Source organism: Bradyrhizobium sp. YCK136 (genome assembly GCF_044570075.1).
In the GTDB taxonomy this organism is placed as follows: Bacteria; Pseudomonadota; Alphaproteobacteria; order Rhizobiales; family Xanthobacteraceae; genus Bradyrhizobium; species Bradyrhizobium diazoefficiens.
In genome coordinates this window covers 735,564-751,038 of record NZ_CP172424.1, presented here as the reverse complement: position 1 = coordinate 751,038, position 15,475 = coordinate 735,564, and the positions used below count along the sequence as shown (strand labels likewise).

At 65.3% G+C, this 15,475-nt stretch carries 12 protein-coding genes; 7 read left to right on the top strand and 5 right to left on the bottom strand.

The features are described 5' to 3' along the window. Window positions 1-5: 5 nt before the first annotated feature. Entirely contained in the window at window positions 6-236 is a 231-nt protein-coding gene (locus ACFLEY_RS03595) for a hypothetical protein (RefSeq protein ID WP_060910020.1), read from the bottom strand. Between the two features lie 206 nt (window positions 237-442). On the opposite strand from ACFLEY_RS03595, the gene ACFLEY_RS03590 reads away from it, so the two are divergent. After that, a complete protein-coding gene (locus tag ACFLEY_RS03590; protein WP_060912847.1) occupies window positions 443-2,959 on the top strand; it encodes a glycogen/starch/alpha-glucan phosphorylase in 2,517 nt (838 codons plus the stop codon). A 167-nt stretch (window positions 2,960-3,126) separates the two neighbouring features. Further along, on the top strand, window positions 3,127-3,942 hold the full coding sequence (locus tag ACFLEY_RS03585; RefSeq protein ID WP_211433619.1) for an acyl-CoA thioesterase II: 816 nt from the start codon (window positions 3,127-3,129) through the stop codon (window positions 3,940-3,942). 169 nt (window positions 3,943-4,111) lie between these two features. Here ACFLEY_RS03585 and ACFLEY_RS03580 read toward each other — a convergent pair whose 3' ends face one another. The 3 genes from ACFLEY_RS03580 to ACFLEY_RS03570 all read right to left on the bottom strand — a co-directional run bounded on the left by ACFLEY_RS03580 (window position 4,112) and on the right by ACFLEY_RS03570 (window position 9,419). Continuing rightward, window positions 4,112-5,728 (bottom strand): phosphoenolpyruvate carboxykinase, encoded by a 1,617-nt coding sequence (locus ACFLEY_RS03580; RefSeq protein ID WP_011090863.1) that lies wholly within the window; start codon window positions 5,726-5,728, stop codon window positions 4,112-4,114. A 282-nt stretch (window positions 5,729-6,010) separates the two neighbouring features. After that, a complete protein-coding gene (locus ACFLEY_RS03575) occupies window positions 6,011-8,605 on the bottom strand; it encodes a tetratricopeptide repeat protein (RefSeq protein ID WP_060910019.1) in 2,595 nt (864 codons plus the stop codon). Window positions 8,606-8,669: 64 nt separating this feature from the next. Beyond that, complete coding sequence (locus tag ACFLEY_RS03570; RefSeq protein WP_060910018.1) at window positions 8,670-9,419, bottom strand: HugZ family protein; 750 nt, start codon at window positions 9,417-9,419, stop codon at window positions 8,670-8,672. 241 nt (window positions 9,420-9,660) lie between these two features. On the opposite strand from ACFLEY_RS03570, the gene ACFLEY_RS03565 reads away from it, so the two are divergent. From ACFLEY_RS03565 to ACFLEY_RS03545, 5 genes are all read left to right on the top strand, one after another. Further along, window positions 9,661-10,362, top strand: a complete 702-nt coding sequence (locus ACFLEY_RS03565) for a response regulator transcription factor (RefSeq protein WP_008542552.1) — start codon at window positions 9,661-9,663, stop codon at window positions 10,360-10,362. 117 nt (window positions 10,363-10,479) lie between these two features. Next, window positions 10,480-12,285, top strand: a complete 1,806-nt coding sequence (locus ACFLEY_RS03560; protein ID WP_028175918.1) for a sensor histidine kinase — start codon at window positions 10,480-10,482, stop codon at window positions 12,283-12,285. Further along, a complete protein-coding gene (locus ACFLEY_RS03555) occupies window positions 12,282-12,806 on the top strand; it encodes an HPr kinase/phosphorylase (RefSeq protein WP_060910017.1) in 525 nt (174 codons plus the stop codon). The genes ACFLEY_RS03560 and ACFLEY_RS03555 overlap by 4 nt, the downstream gene beginning before the upstream one ends. A gap of 133 nt (window positions 12,807-12,939) precedes the next feature. Continuing rightward, complete coding sequence (locus ACFLEY_RS03550) at window positions 12,940-13,341, top strand: PTS sugar transporter subunit IIA (RefSeq protein ID WP_011090868.1); 402 nt, start codon at window positions 12,940-12,942, stop codon at window positions 13,339-13,341. Then, a complete protein-coding gene (locus ACFLEY_RS03545; RefSeq protein WP_060910016.1) occupies window positions 13,338-13,655 on the top strand; it encodes an HPr family phosphocarrier protein in 318 nt (105 codons plus the stop codon). Before ACFLEY_RS03550 ends, ACFLEY_RS03545 begins: the two co-directional genes overlap by 4 nt. 171 nt (window positions 13,656-13,826) lie before the next feature. Here ACFLEY_RS03545 and ACFLEY_RS03540 read toward each other — a convergent pair whose 3' ends face one another. Beyond that, window positions 13,827-15,452: a glycosyltransferase family 39 protein gene (locus ACFLEY_RS03540; RefSeq protein WP_060910015.1), complete on the bottom strand. Its 1,626-nt coding sequence runs from the start codon at window positions 15,450-15,452 to the stop codon at window positions 13,827-13,829. Window positions 15,453-15,475 lie beyond the last annotated feature (23 nt).

Here is a 15,475-nt window from a genome sequence, read left to right as displayed (position 1 = left end):
CCCCCTCAATTCACCGCCGACACCAACCTGTCCCCGCACGCATTCGCATAAAACTTGCCGCCGCATTGGCGCTTGATGGCGGCGCAGCGTTGTGCGGGTGTTGCGTTTTGCGGGAGCGAGAAGCCGCAGCTCAGGCCATCAGCGCTACGGCCCTTGCCGGCGGCGAAGGCGGCGCTCGAGGAGGCGATGCAGATGACAAGGAGCGCTGCAGCAGCGATTTCAATCAGCAGTCTCATGGGGCGTCTCCTCCACACTGATGGCTGAATTAGCCGCCACACTAGCACCAAATCCACGTTCTCCGTGCTCGTCCGGGTTCCCAAATCGGCCCGTTCCTTGCATAAATTTGCGCCAGCGCAGTGCACGGCCGCACCGGCGATAGTTCCGGTGCAGAGGCAAGACGCGTAGGGTTAGTGGTGTTTCTGTCGACCAGGAAGTGACGGCCTTGCAAGATCAATCGTTCCAGCCAAACTTTCCCGCCCCCGACCAGCCCATCGACGAGCTCGCGCTGGCCGAGATCAAGGGCGCGATCCTGGCGAAGCTGCGCCTTGCCATCGGCAAGGACGCCGGCATGGCGACCAGGCACGACTGGTACCAGGCCGCGGCGCTCGCGCTGCGCGACCGCATCGTGCATCGCTGGCTCACGGCCGAGAAGCACAGCTACGACGCGGGGCGCAAGCGCGTCTATTATCTCTCGCTCGAATTCCTGATCGGCCGCCTCTTCACCGATGCGCTCAACAATATGGGGCTGCTCAAGATCTTCGAGGTCGCGCTCGGCGATCTCGGCGTCTCCCTGCCCGAACTGCGCAAATGCGAGCCGGATGCCGCGCTCGGCAATGGCGGTCTCGGGCGGCTTGCCGCCTGCTTCATGGAGAGCATGGCAACGCTCTCGATCCCGGCGATCGGCTACGGCATCCGCTACGATTACGGCCTGTTCCGCCAGATCATCAACCAGGGCTGGCAGCAGGAATATCCGGACGAGTGGCTCGGCTTCGGCAACCCCTGGGAATTGCAGCGGCCGGAAGTGATCTACAACATTCATTTCGGCGGCGGCGTCGAGCATGTCGACGACAAGGGCCGCGACCGCGCGATCTGGCATCCGGGCGAGACCGTGCAGGCGATCGCCTACGACACGCCGATCGTCGGCTGGCGCGGCCAGCACGTCAATGCGCTCCGCCTGTGGTCGGCACGCTCGCCCGATCCGTTGAAGCTCGACGCCTTCAACAAGGGCGACTACGTCAGCGCCAGCGCCGAGCAGTCGCGCGCCGAAGCGATCTGCAAATTCCTCTATCCGAACGACGAGAGCCCGGCGGGCCGCGAGCTGCGCCTGCGCCAGGAATATTTCTTCGTCTCCGCCTCGCTCCAGGATCTGGTCAAGCGGCATCTGTCGTCCGACGGCCAGCTTCGCAGCCTGTCGTCGAAGGTCGCGGTGCAGCTCAACGACACCCATCCGAGCCTCGCCGTCACCGAGCTGATGCGGATCCTCGTCGACCTGCACAATTTCCGCTGGGACGAGGCGTGGAAGATCACGGTCGCGACGCTGTCCTACACCAACCACACGCTGCTGCCCGAGGCGCTGGAGACCTGGCCGGTCGAGCTGTTCGAGCGCCTGTTGCCGCGGCATCTGGAGATCATCTACCGCATCAACGTCCAGCATCTGGCGCTCGCCGAGGCGCGCGCGCCCGGCGACATCGATTTCCGCGCCTCGGTCTCGCTGATCGACGAGAAGAGCGGCCGCCGCGTGCGCATGGGCCAGCTCGCCTTCGTCGGCTCGCACCGCATCAACGGCGTCTCGGCGATGCATTCGGACCTGATGCGCGAGACCGTGTTCCACGATCTCAACCATCTCTATCCCGGTCGCATCACCAACAAGACCAACGGCATCACCTTCCGCCGCTGGCTGATGCTGGCAAACCCGAAGCTGACCGACCTGTTGCGCGAGACCTGCGGCGACGCCGTGCTCGACGATCCGACGCAGCTCTCACTGATCGAGGCGCGCGCCAGCGACGTCGAACTCCAGAAGAAATTCCGCGCCGTCAAGCATCACAACAAGACGGCCCTGGCGCGGCTGATCGGCGAGCGGCTCGGCATCAAGGTCGACCCGGGCGCGCTGTTCGACGTGCAGATCAAGCGCATCCACGAATACAAGCGCCAGCTGCTCAACGTCATCGAGACGGTCGCGCTGTACCAGGCGATCAAGGACGATCCCAACGGCAACTGGGTGCCGCGGGTGAAGATCTTCGCCGGCAAGGCGGCGGCGAGCTACAAATACGCCAAGCTGATCATCAAGCTGATCAACGACGTCGCCGAGGTCGTCAACAACGACCCCGCGATCGGCGGCAAGCTGAAGGTCGTCTTCCTGCCCGACTACAATGTCAGCCTCGCGGAGGTGATCATTCCCGCGGCCGACCTGTCCGAGCAGATCTCGACCGCCGGCATGGAAGCTTCCGGCACCGGCAACATGAAGCTGGCGCTCAACGGCGCCATCACCATCGGCACGCTCGACGGCGCCAATATCGAGATCCGCGACCATGTCGGCAACGAGAACATCGCGATCTTCGGCATGGAGGCCGGCGACGTCATGATCCGGCGCAAGCAGGGGCTGGATGCCTCCGACGTGATCCGCAGTTCGCCAAAGCTCCAGCGCGCCATCAACGCGGTCGGCGCCGGCGAGTTCTCGCCCGGCGACCCCGGCCGTTTCGAATCCATCGCGCATGCGCTGCGCTATCTCGACCATTACATGGTCAGCGCCGATTTCGATTCCTACTACGAGGCGCAGCGCGCGGTCGATGCGCGCTGGCAGGTGGCGCCGGCCTGGACCCGCGCTTCGATCCTCAATGTCGCGCGCATGGCGTGGTTCTCCTCCGACCGCACCATCCGCGAATATGCCGAGGAGATCTGGAACGTGCCGGTCAATCCGACCACGCCGCTGCTGCCGGACCTGCGCGACGCCGCCGGCTGATTTTCCGCAGTGTGAAATCGGCGTTACCTGCGAGGTTATTGCACAGCCAGGCAATGGCTGTGGTATGACGACCGTCATTCCGGGGCGGCTCGCAGAGCCGAACCCGGAATCTCGAGATTCCGGGTTCGATGCTTCGCATCGCCCCGGAATGACAGACGGAAACACCCATGCACGCCAAGCTCCCGCACCCGTTCGACGACGCCACCCGCATCACCGCCGGTGACAGCAGCTGGCAGGGGCACACCAGCGACGATTACTGGGCCTTTGTCGGTCCGTTCGGCGGCGCCACCGCCGCGACCATCTTGCGCGCGCTGATCGAGCATCCGCAGCGCGCCGGCGACCCGCTGGCGCTCACCGTCAATTACTGCGCGCCGATCGCCAAGGGCCCGTTTGACCTGGATGTGCGGCTGGTAAAGGCCAACCGCTCCAGCCAGCACTGGAGCGTCGAACTGTCGCAGGACGGCGGCGAGGTCGCGACGCTCGCAACCGCGGTGTTCGCCGAGCGGCGGCCGTCCTGGGAGCACAGGGTGGCGACGGTCCCGGACGCCGCGGCGTTCGAGGCAACGCTGCCGTTCCCGAAGATCTCGGCGTCCTGGGCCAACCAGTATGAATTCCGCTTCGTCGAGGGCGAGATGCGGATCGGCCCGCCGCAGGCCGAGCTTGCCAGCACCTATTCGAAGATCTGGATCAGCGACCGCACCCCGCGCAGGCTCGACATGCTGTCGCTGATGTCGATGTCGGACGCCTTCTTCGGCCGCATCTTCCACGCGCGGCGCGAGCTGGTACCGTTCGGCACGGTGTCGCTGACGACCTATTTTCACACCGACAGCGAGGAGCTCGCAGCCGAGGACATCACGCGCGTGCTGGCGACGGCCGATTCGAAGATCATGCACAAGAGCTACGCCGACCAGAACGCCGAGCTGTGGTCGCCGAACGGAAGGCTGCTCGCGACGACGACGCAGATCGCGTATTTCAAGGCTTGAGCTGCCTCCACGTCATTGCGAGGAGCGTAGCGACGAAGCAATCCAGACTGTCTCCGCGGAGGGATTTCTGGATTGCTTCGCTGCGCTCGCAATGACGGTGGAGATATCTCGCCACAAACAAAAAGGGCGGCCTCGCGGCCGCCCTTTTGCATTCTCAAATGATGCGACCTTACTCCGCCGCGAGCTTCACGTCCGGCGCGGCCGCGCGCACCTCGGCGTCGACCTGGGCTTCGAACTTGGCAAAGTTCTTCTGGAACATGCCGACCAGCGCGCGGGCGGTCTTGTCGAACTCGTCCTTGTCCTTCCAGGTGTTGACCGGGTTGAGGATCTCGCTCGGCACGCCCGGCAGCGCGGTCGGGACCGCGAAGCCGAAATACTTGTCGGTGCGGAATTCGACGTTGCGAAGCGAACCGTCGAGCGCCGCGGTGAGCAGCGCGCGCGTCACCTTGATCGGCATGCGCGAGCCCGTGCCATACTTGCCGCCGGTCCAGCCGGTGTTGACCAGCCAGCAGTCGACATTGTGCTGGGCGATCAGGTCGCGCAGCATGTTGCCGTAGACGGATGGATCGAGCGGCAGGAAGGGCGAGCCGAAGCAGGTCGAGAATTCCGGCTGCGGCTCGTTGCCGAGACCGCGCTCGGTGCCCGCGACCTTGGCGGTGTAGCCGGAGAGGAAGTGATACATCGCCTGCGCCGGCGACAGCTTTGCGATCGGCGGCAGCACGCCGAAGGCGTCGGCGGCGAGCATCACCACGTTCTTCGGCTGCGGCGCGCGGCCGGTGCGCGAAGCGTTCGGGATGAAGTCGAGCGGATAGGCCGACCGGGTGTTCTCGGTCTTGGAGCCGTCGTCGAAGTCCACAACGCGGGTGTCCTCGTCGAGCACGCAGTTCTCGAGCACCGCGCCGAAGCGCGTGCTTGCGGCATAAATCTGCGGTTCGGCTTCCTGCGAAAGCTTGATGCACTTGGCGTAGCAGCCGCCTTCGAAATTGAAGACGCCGTTCGGGCCCCAGCCGTGCTCGTCGTCGCCGATCAGGGTGCGGTTCGGGTCGGCCGACAGCGTGGTCTTGCCGGTGCCGGAGAGGCCGAAGAAGATCGCGGCATCGTCCTTGGCGCCGACATTGGCCGAGCAGTGCATCGGCATCACGCCGCGCTCGGGCAGATAGTAGTTCAGCGTGGTGAAGACCGACTTCTTCATCTCGCCGGCATAGTAGGAGCCGCCGATCAGCACGATCTTGCGGGCGAAGTCGATCGCGACGACGTTCTCCGACTTGCAGCCGTGGCGCTTCGGATCGGCGCGGAAGCTCGGCATGTCGATGATGGTGAGCTCGGGCGTGAAGGTCGACAGCTCGATCGCCTCGGGGCGGATCAGCAGCGTGCGGATAAACAGCGAATGCCAGGCGAGCTCGGTGAACACGCGGGTCTTGATCCGGTAGGCCGGATCGGCGCCGCCGTAGAGGTCCTGCGCGAACAGGCTCTTGCCTTCGGCGTGCTTGAGGAAGTCCTGATAGAGCGTCTCGAACTGCTCCGCGGTGATCGACTGGTTGCCGGCCCACCACATCTTCTTGTCGGTGGTGGCATCGCGCACCGTGAACTTGTCCTTGGGGCTGCGGCCCGTGAACTCGCCGGTGTCGGCGCACAGCGCACCGTCGGCAGACAGCACCGCCTCGCCCGCGGAGAGCGAGTATTGATAGAGTTGCGGCGCGCCGAGGTTCCAGTGAACCTGTTTGAGATTCTTTAAGCCGAATTTGTCGGCGCCGAAGGCACCGTTGCGCACGCCCGTCTCTTGCACGAAAAAATCCTCCTAGAACCCGCGACACATAGCGCGACCAAGCTTTGGCGCCATCGCAGTCACCGTGAATAATAGGCCATCCAGCCTAGGTTGGGCGACCTAATACTGATGAACGCTGGCGTTGCCAAGCCGATCCCGCAGGATTTGGTTTATTCAAGGACCGCGCCAAACGTCGCGCATGTCTGCTCTGAGCAGGTGCATCAAAAAATCACGAATGATCGCGCAACCAAATGCGCGTTTCGACGTTATCGGGGGTTATTGCGACGCACAATTCCCTGGCGTCTATCGTACGTCTCCCTCGCCGATCAGCGCGAACGGTCCCCACATCGCAGGATAGGCGTTGCGCGGCGACGAGGCGTCGTCGAGATACGTCAACATGGCGCGGCGCAATGCTTGGGCACGACCGATTCTTGGTTCGTTTTTGAGCAGAGCGAATGTCGACGTGGTCAAGCGGGTGGCAGCTTCCGAATCCACTGCCCAATGCGAGACCAGGAGCGCGCGGGCACCGGCATAGAAGAACGAGCGCGCCAATCCCGACAGGGCCTCTGCGCCGGGCTTGTCGCCGGCGATGGTGTTGCAGGCCGACAGCACCACCCAATCCGCATTGAGCTTGAGCTGGGCGACTTCGCTCGCCGTCAGCAAACCGTCGTCCAGCTCCGTAGGCTGATCTGGAATGGAGAGCGCAAGCGAAGGCTCGCCCAGTCCCTTGACGTCGCCCGCAACGAGGCCGTGGGTGGCAAAGTAAATGATGCTGTATTGAGCAAGCGCTGCACGCTTGAGCGTCGTTTCGCTGGCGTCGCGGCCAAGATGGATATCGACATCGCCTGCGCCGACATCCCTGGCCACCGCGTTCAGTTCGTCGGCAGTGTCAGGCAGTTGCGGCAGCGCTTGCGCAAGCCGCGCACGATCGACGCCGGCGCCGCGCCAGAAGTCGGTATAGGCAATCGTCGCGATGCTGCGCGCGGCGACCTTGCCGCTTGCGGCGCGACGATCGGCCGGCCCTTCGGCTGCAGGGTTGAACACAGGATCGCCAAAGCCGGTCATTGGCTTGACGCCTTGATCCTTGCGCGCAAAGGCCCGCAGCGATTTCAGGCTGATCACCGACGGCAGCACCGAGACGGCCTGACGCCGCAACAGCCAGGCGGCGTTGCGATAGCCTTCGAGCTTGTCCGGGATCGCAGCTTGCGGCTTCTCCGTGACGAGCAGATGAAACGGCAGTGCGGTCAGTGCGGCCGAGGGCACCACCAGCAGGCTGCGCTTGTCTTTCGTCAGCGCTTCGACCGGGCCGAGCAGCGCGACATAGAGCTCATTGGCGAGCGCGAGGTCGAACAGGCCGGATTTGCCGGACGCATCACGCGCCTTGCCGACGTCGAGCCCTTTGCGGAACGCCGACACCTTCTGCGCCAGCGCGTCCGCGCCAAGCGGAATCTCCTTCCAGTCGACGCCCTCGCGCGTGATCGCGATGACATAGCCCTGCTTGTCCACGACGGAATAGATCGTCATCGCCTCGTCGGCCGACAGCAACGGCTGGATGTCCTTCACACCGAGCGGCAGCGGATTGGACAGCAAGGCATAGTCGGGAAACTCGACGGCGAGTGTCTTCTGCAAGTCGGCGCGCTCGCTCGCGATCGCCGCGATCCGCGCGCGGCTGCGCTGCTCGGCCGCGACGTCGCGTTGCGCCGATTGCTTCGATACCGCCGTGATGATCGCCTTGTCGAGCGCCTCGGCCTCGGCCGCGAGATCCTGCTCCTTGCGCACGAGTTCGGCGAGCCGGTCGCTGCCGGCTGCAAGCCGCACCGCGAGCTTGTTCACGGCGGAGGCGGCGGACGATTGCGTGCCGCGCTGGATCGCGGCCAGCGCTTCGTCGAGGGCCTTGTCGTCGGAGAGGAGATGCTGCTGCCGCGCGGAAAACAGGATCGGCAGCACCACACGCAGCTGCGCGCGGCCGCTGCGAAGCGTCCTTTCCGCCAGCGGCAAGGCATCGGCAGTGCGCCCGGAGACATAAAGGAAATAAGCGAGATTGCTGGTCGAGGTCACGACGTCAGGATGATCCAGCCCAAGCGCGCGCTCGCGGATCGCAAGGGCGCGCCGGTAGAGCGGCTCGGCATCGGCATAACGCTGCTGGTGGTCGTAGAGCCCGGCGAGATTGTTCAGCGAACGCGCGACGTCGGGATGATCCGGACCCAGCACCTTTTCGCGGATCGCGAGCGAGCGCTTGATCGGCGCCTCGGCATCCGCATCGCGGTTGAGGTCGCGATCGACCTGACCGATGTTGTTCAGAACCGTGGCGACCGCGGGATGCTCGGGCCCGGCGGCCTTCTGATAGATCGCGAGCGCTCGCTGGAACAGCGGCTCGGCGTCCGCAAAATGCTCCTGCTTCACGTAGAGCGTGGCGAGATTGTTGAGGGCCTGGCCGACATCGGGATGCTCGCGCGACAGCGCCTTTTCGCGAATGGCCAGCGCACGCTTGAACAGCGGCTCGGCTTCAGTGAAGCGGCCCTGCCGCTGATACAGCGCGGCGAGATTGTTCAGCTCGGGCGCGATCAAGGCGGTGTCGAGGCCGAGCGACTTTTCCATCAGCGCGATCGCGCGCTTGAAGATCGGCTCGGCGAGGTCGTCGCGGCCCTGGCCGGCATAGACCTGGCCGAGATTGTTGAGCGCGGCGGAGAGTTCGCGGCCGTCGTTACCCTTCTCCAGGCTCGCCACCATGGCCTGCGCCAGGGGCAGCGCCTCCGCATATTTGCCGGCCTGGTTGAGCGCGTTGATCCGCGCGCCCTGTGCGGCGAGATCGGCCTTCTGGGCAAGACCGGGGGTGGCAAGCGACGTGGTGATCGCGAGCGCCAGACCCGCGGCCAACGCCAAACGACGATGCGTCATGAACCCTCTCGCTGCCAATCCCGAACCGCTCACGGTGTTGGGTCGCAGCGATCGGCAGCGGCGTTCAATTCTGGCGCGGCTCCTCCGCCTTCGCGCGCGCCTCGCCGGCAAGGCGGACCAGCATCTTGCGCAGCGCCGTGCCGCTGGTCACCCGCTCCGGGAAGTCCAGCCGCAGCGCGGTCTGGCCGTCCTGCATGTCGAGGCCCTCCGGGTCACAGCCGGTGCAGCGCCAGTCGCCGGCGGCGGCGCCGAGCAGCCTGGTCGCGTAGAGGCCCATGGCGTCGCGGTGGTCGGCATTCATGTGCTCCACGGCCCCCTCTTCCGCCGCCAGCAGGTCCTCGGCGCCGCTGAGATCGGTCAGAAACTGCTCCGGCTTGAGGTCGACGATCCGTCCGAAGCCGGCCACCAGATGGGTTCCCGTGGGCCGGATCCTGAAGAACGAGAAGTCCTTAAACGAAACAAAGGCTTCCGCCGACGGGTGCGCATTCAGATACCGCCGTTCGAGAAGATCCTTCTCGGCGCCGGCCTGCTCCGCCAGGCCGGACAACATGATCCGGGCGCCCTCTAGCGGATCGCCGGCGGCGCGCTCATCCAGCATCAAGGAGACCCGGCTATCTGCCAGGATGTTCCTGGTGTGCACGGCCAATCCGGAGATCAGCAGGATCGGCGAGCCATCCGGGTGGCTCGCCAGATTGACCAGGGAGCAATAGGGATCGCCGCTGCCCACCATCAACGTTGCGAGAGCGCCCTGCCGCGACCGCCTGAGCAGCGACTTGGCGAGCTTTCCGGGGTCGAAATCGGGGGTCGGTTGCATGGGCTTTCTCGGCTCAGGTGGTTGCAAGGGGGGTCTTTTTTCGGCTAAACGGGGGTCTGGTTATGGGTCGGGATGCGGCGAATCTGCCGTGTTTCGTGGAACTTGGTCACACTTCAGCCCAGCTTGCATTGCTCGGTGACAAAGTTCGAACGCCAAGTTCGGGACCCATGTATGCGGCGCATCACTGGATTGCTCGCCGTTTCAAGCCACGACCCAAACGGAAAGCAGAAAGCAGAGGCTCATGCCCACAATCGCTTTGGTCGACGACGACCGCAACATTCTCACATCCGTCTCGATCGCGCTGGAAGCCGAAGGCTACCGCATCATGACCTACACCGACGGCGCTTCCGCGCTTGACGGTTTCCGCACCACCCAACCCGACCTCGCCATCCTCGACATCAAGATGCCGCGCATGGACGGCATGGAGACGCTGCGCCGCCTGCGGCAGAAGTCCGACCTGCCGGTGATCTTCCTGACCTCCAAGGACGAAGAGATCGACGAGCTGTTCGGCCTCAAGATGGGCGCCGACGATTTCATCCGCAAACCGTTCTCGCAGCGGCTGCTGGTCGAGCGCGTCAAGGCAGTGCTGCGCCGCTCGGCGCCGAAGGACCCGACCGTAGCGCCGAAGGAGAACGACGCCAAGGCGCTCGACCGCGGTCTTTTGCGCATGGATCCGGAACGCCATACCTGCACCTGGAAGAACGAGCCGGTGACGTTGACCGTCACCGAATTCCTGATCCTGCAGGCGCTCGCGACCCGGCCCGGCGTGGTGAAGAGCCGCAACGCGCTGATGGACGCCGCCTACGACGACCAGGTCTATGTCGACGACCGCACCATCGACAGCCACATCAAGCGGCTGCGCAAGAAGTTCAAGGTGGTCGACAACGAGTTCGAGATGATCGAGACGCTGTACGGCGTCGGCTATCGTTTCAAGGAAGCCTGAGGCGGCAGGGCACCTTCGCGAATGTCCAGAGCATTGCCGGTTCTGGTTCCATCGGAACCGGGATGACTCTAGAATGCGGGGACCGTCGCACGAGCTGTCCTAACGCGGGCGTAAGCATTGCTGGACCGAACGCAGCCTGACCCGAACCAGAGCGCCGAGGATATCGCATCCGACGGCGTTCCGGTGCACGTCGCCGAGGACAAGCCGGCGGCGCAGGGCTGGCGGCCGCTGAACTGGCTCAAGCGCGCCGGGCAATTCTTCTTCGCGCTGTCCTTCTCGAGCCTGACCCGCCGCATCGTCTCGCTCAACCTCGCCGGCCTCGTCGCGCTGGTGGCGAGCATCCTCTATCTGTCGCAATTCCGCGCCGGCCTGATCGACGCGCGCGCGCAGAGCCTGCTGGTGCAGGCTGAGATCATCGCCGGTGCGATCGCGGCCTCCGCGACGGTGCAGACCAACGCCATCACGATCGACCCCGACCGGCTGCTCGACCTCAAGCCGGGCGAGACCTATGGCGGCTCGGACGACTATTCGCCGCTGGATTTTCCGATCAATCCGGAGCGCGTCGCGCCGGTGCTGCGCACGCTGATCTCGCCGACCAAGACGCGCGCCCGCATCTACGATCCCAACGGCAGCCTGCTGCTCGACAGCCGCAACCTCGAGAACGTGCTGCGCTTCCCCCTGCCGCCGCTGTCCGCCGAGAAGCCCGGCGTGGTCGAGCGCGGCATGGTCGCGGTGCGCACCTGGCTGAACCGCGGCGACCTGCCGCTCTATCGCGAGCTCGGGCCCGAGAACGGCAATGGCTATGCTGAAGTGGGCGACGCGCTCCAGGGCCAGAAGCGCTCGATGGTTCGGGTCAATGCGCGCGGCGAGGTGATCGTCTCGGTCGCGGTCCCCGTGCTGCGCTCGCGCGCCATCCACGGCGCGCTGATGCTGTCCACCCAGGGCGACGACATCGACCAGATGGTCACCGCCGAGCGCCTCGCCATCCTGAAAGTCGGCGGCGTCGCCGCCGCGGTCATGATCATGCTGTCGCTGCTGCTGGCCAGCACGATCGCAGGTCCCGTACGCCGGCTCGCGGACAGCGCCGAGCGCGTCCGCCGCCGCATCAAGACCCGCGTCGAGATTCCCGACTTCACCCGCCGTCGCGACGAGATCGGGCATCTGTCCGGCGCGCTGCGCGACATGACCAACGCGCTCTACAGCCGCATCGAGGCGATCGAGATGTTCGCCGCCGACGTCGCGCACGAATTGAAGAACCCGCTGACCTCGCTGCGCTCCGCGGTCGAGACGCTGCCGCTGGCGCGCAACGAGAACAGCCGCGCCCGCCTGCTCGAGGTGATCGAGCACGACGTCAAGCGGCTCGACCGCCTGATCTCTGATATCTCCGACGCCAGCCGGCTCGATGCCGAATTGCAGCGGCAGGACGCGATTCCGGTCGATCTGCGCCGCCTGCTCGGCACGCTGGTCTCGGTCGCCAACGAAACCAAGCTCGGCCACGACGTCGCGGTCGAGGCGCGCTTCGAGGGGCGCGGGCCGACCGACACGTTCGCCGTGACCGGCCACGATTCACGGCTCGGGCAGGTGGTCTCGAACCTGCTCTCCAACGCGCAATCCTTCTCGGAGGCCGGCAGCAAGGTGCGCCTCACCTGCCGCCGCGTGCGCGGTGAAATCGAGATCGTGGTCGACGACGACGGCCCCGGCATCCGCGATGACGCGCTGGAGCGCATCTTCGAGCGCTTCTACACCGACCGTCCGCATCAGGGCTTTGGCCAGAACTCCGGCCTCGGGCTCTCGATCTCCAAGCAGATCGTCGACGCGCATGGCGGGCGCATCTGGGCGGAGAACCGCCCCGGCCCCGCGGACGAGGACGGCGCGCCGACGGTTGCCGGCGCGCGCTTCGTGGTGAGGCTGCCCGCGCTATGAGCGACGGCGGGCCCAGCGTGCACGCCTCCGCGGTCAAGGTCGGGAATCTGGCAGTGCTGATCCGCGGACCGTCGGGCTCCGGCAAGTCGCGCCTTGCCTTCGATTTGATCATGGCGGGGCGCGCCGGCGTGGTCGAAAGGGCCGTTCTGGTCGGTGATGACCGTGTCCATCTGGCGACAGTCGGCGACGAAATTGAAGTCCGCCCCGCGCCGCCGCTCGCCGGCCTGATCGAGATCCGGGGCCTCGGAATCCGCCGCTGCGACTTCGTGGAGCATGCGACCGTCGGCCTCGTGGTCGATCTGGCCGCCGCGGACACGGAACGCCTGCCGCCGGCCGAATCCCTGAAAACAAGCATTTTAGGTGTCGAAATACCGCGAATCCCTGTTAGCCGCGATTATTCGCCCCTCCCACTGGTTGTTGCGGCCTTGACCACTACCAAGAGTTCATCTTCCGTTAATCCCTCAGGCGATTGTTTGAAGGGAAATGGTAACCATATGAACCCCACTATCGCGACCGAATAGACCGGCGCAGCTCCCCTCATCCATCCGTCTAAGTTCAGGGAGATACGCAACATCCCCTCTTGCGCAGGGGCTCTGGATGGTCAAAGTGGCGCGTTCGTGCGGTGCACCAAAAGCGCCCGCGAGGAGTTTTCCGATGATTGGTCTAGTACTTGTGACCCACGGGCGCCTTGCCGACGAATTCAAGGCAGCGCTTGAACATGTCATGGGCCCACAAAAGCAAATCGAAGCGATTACGATCGGCGCTGAAGATGATTCCGATCTGTGCCGAAGCGACATCATCGAGGCGGTTAACCGCGTCGATTCCGGCGACGGCGTTGCGATCCTCACCGACATGTTCGGCGGCACGCCATCCAACCTGGCAATATCCTGTATGAGCCGGCCGAAGGTCGAGGTGCTCGCGGGCATCAACCTTCCGATGCTGGTGAAGCTCGCCAAGGTGCGTGAGGAACGCGCGCTGCCCGACGCGATCGCGATGGCCCAGGAAGCGGGTCGCAAATACGTCACCATCGCCAGCCGCGTGCTCGCCGGCAAATGAGCGACGACGCGCCGCAAGCCGGGTCGGGCGTGCCCGCGGGCGCGATCTCCAAGGAGCTCCTCATCATCAACAAGCGCGGCCTGCACGCACGCGCCTCGGCGAAATTCGTCCAGGCGGTCGAGCGCTTCAACGCGCAGGTGTGGGTGACGCGCGGCTGCGAGACCGTCGGCGGCACCTCGATCATGGGCCTGATGATGCTCGCTGCGGGACCCGGCACGACGATCACGGTCGCTGCGGCCGGTGCAGATGCCGATGCCGCGCTCGCGGCGATCACGGAGCTCGTTGAAAGCAAGTTCAACGAGGAGGGGATTTAGCGCCCTCCCGCCATGCGCCGTGCTGCACTCCCTCGCCCCGTTCTTACGGGGAGAGGGTTGGGGTGAGGGGCCTCTCTCCACACACGAGATCGTTGTGAGACCTGTACCCCCTCACCCGGATCGCAAGAGCGATCCGACCTCTCCCCGCAAGCGGGGAGAGGTGAACAGAGGTCACTTCGCCGGCGGCGCGATGTAGATGTTCCAGCTCATCGACGGGCCGGCCTTGCCATGGGTGAAGCGGCGCGTCGTCATCACGATGCGCTCGGCGTTCGGCGCAGTCTCCGACACCCATTTCTCGAACGCCGGCAGGCGGCCGTCGGTCGGATCGAACACGCCGATGAAGCCGTAGGTCTTGACGTCATCGCGCGAGGTCAGGCCGGAATCCCAGGCCTCTAACGGCAGCAATGCGGACGGATGATCCGGGCTGTAGAACACCAGCGGCTGGATCTGTTCCATCGTGCCGGCAACGACGGCCCAGCGCGAGCCGAAGCGGGTGTGCCAGGCCTGGGTCAATTCGCGCGCGAGCTCCGAGCGCGCGCCATAGATCGCTGCGTTGCCGGCATTGGCCGCCATCTCGCGCGCGGCGATCCAGGGCGAGGCGGCAAGCGTCGCAACGCTGAGCACGAGCCAGATCGCGACGATGTTGAACAGGGTCGCGCTCTGCACCCGCAGCGCGGGGATCGCGACCAGCGCCAAGGGCACCAGGAAGAACAGCGAGATGCCCCAATCGGTCTTCATGTAGATGCTGAAAACCAGTGCGCCGAGCGGCGGGCCGACCGCGACGATGATCTGGATGATCCAGACATTCAGCGCCTGCGAGACATTGACACCCGGATTGGCGCCGCGCGCCCAGGCGCGGGTGACGATGCGCGAGGGCGTACGCAGCAGCAGCTTGCGCCACGGCGGCACCCACGCCATGGCGAGCGCGGCCAGCACCACCGGCAGCGCCAGCAGCGCGACATTATGCAGGGCATAGCCGGCCACGAGCTGATGCACGAGACGGCTGTCCTCGAGGCTGTAGGTGTCGCCGGCATAGGTCAGCGGCACGAAATGCACCTCCGCCAACCAGACGATGTGCGGGATCATCGCCACCACCATCGTCGCGATCGCCACCCACGGCGCCGGCGACAGCAGGAATTTCAAGCGGTCGGGATGGATCAGCGCGGCAAGGCCGATGGCGCCGATCATGGTCAGCACCCAGTACTTGGTCATCAGCGCCAGCGCGCCGGCGAGCCCGAACCAGATCCCGGACTGCCAGCTCCGCTTCTCGAAGGCGTTGAGATAGGCGAGCACGAGCAGCGGCAGCATGACGAGCTGGAGCAGGTCCGGGTTGTACTTGAAGCCCTTGAAATTGAAGATCGGGTAGAGCGCGACCATCACCACGACCAGGAACGCACGCCGTGCATCCACGACGCGCAAGCTCAGCAACCAGCAGATCACCATGCCGATGCCGACGGTCGCCATTGCCAGCGCATAGGTCGCCCAGTCCGCCGCCGGGAACACCTTGAACCAGAGGCCGGCGACCCAGCCCGACAACGGCGGGTGCTTGCCGTAGCCCCACAGGAATTTCTGGCTCCAGCCCCAGGCTTCCGCGACGTCCATGTGAACGTCCTGCGCTGCCTTGAGATTGATCAGGATGAAGGTCCAGAGCACCGCATGCAGGATCGCGAGCTGGATCACCAGCCACAGGCGGGCCTCCGGCCGGACCGCGCTGGCAACCAGCCAGGCCCGGAAGCGGTTGAAACTCACCCGGGTCTTCGCGCGGGCTCGGCCAGATGGGATTGAGGTCGTCGACATCAGCCGTTGCGTAGCGCGTTTTG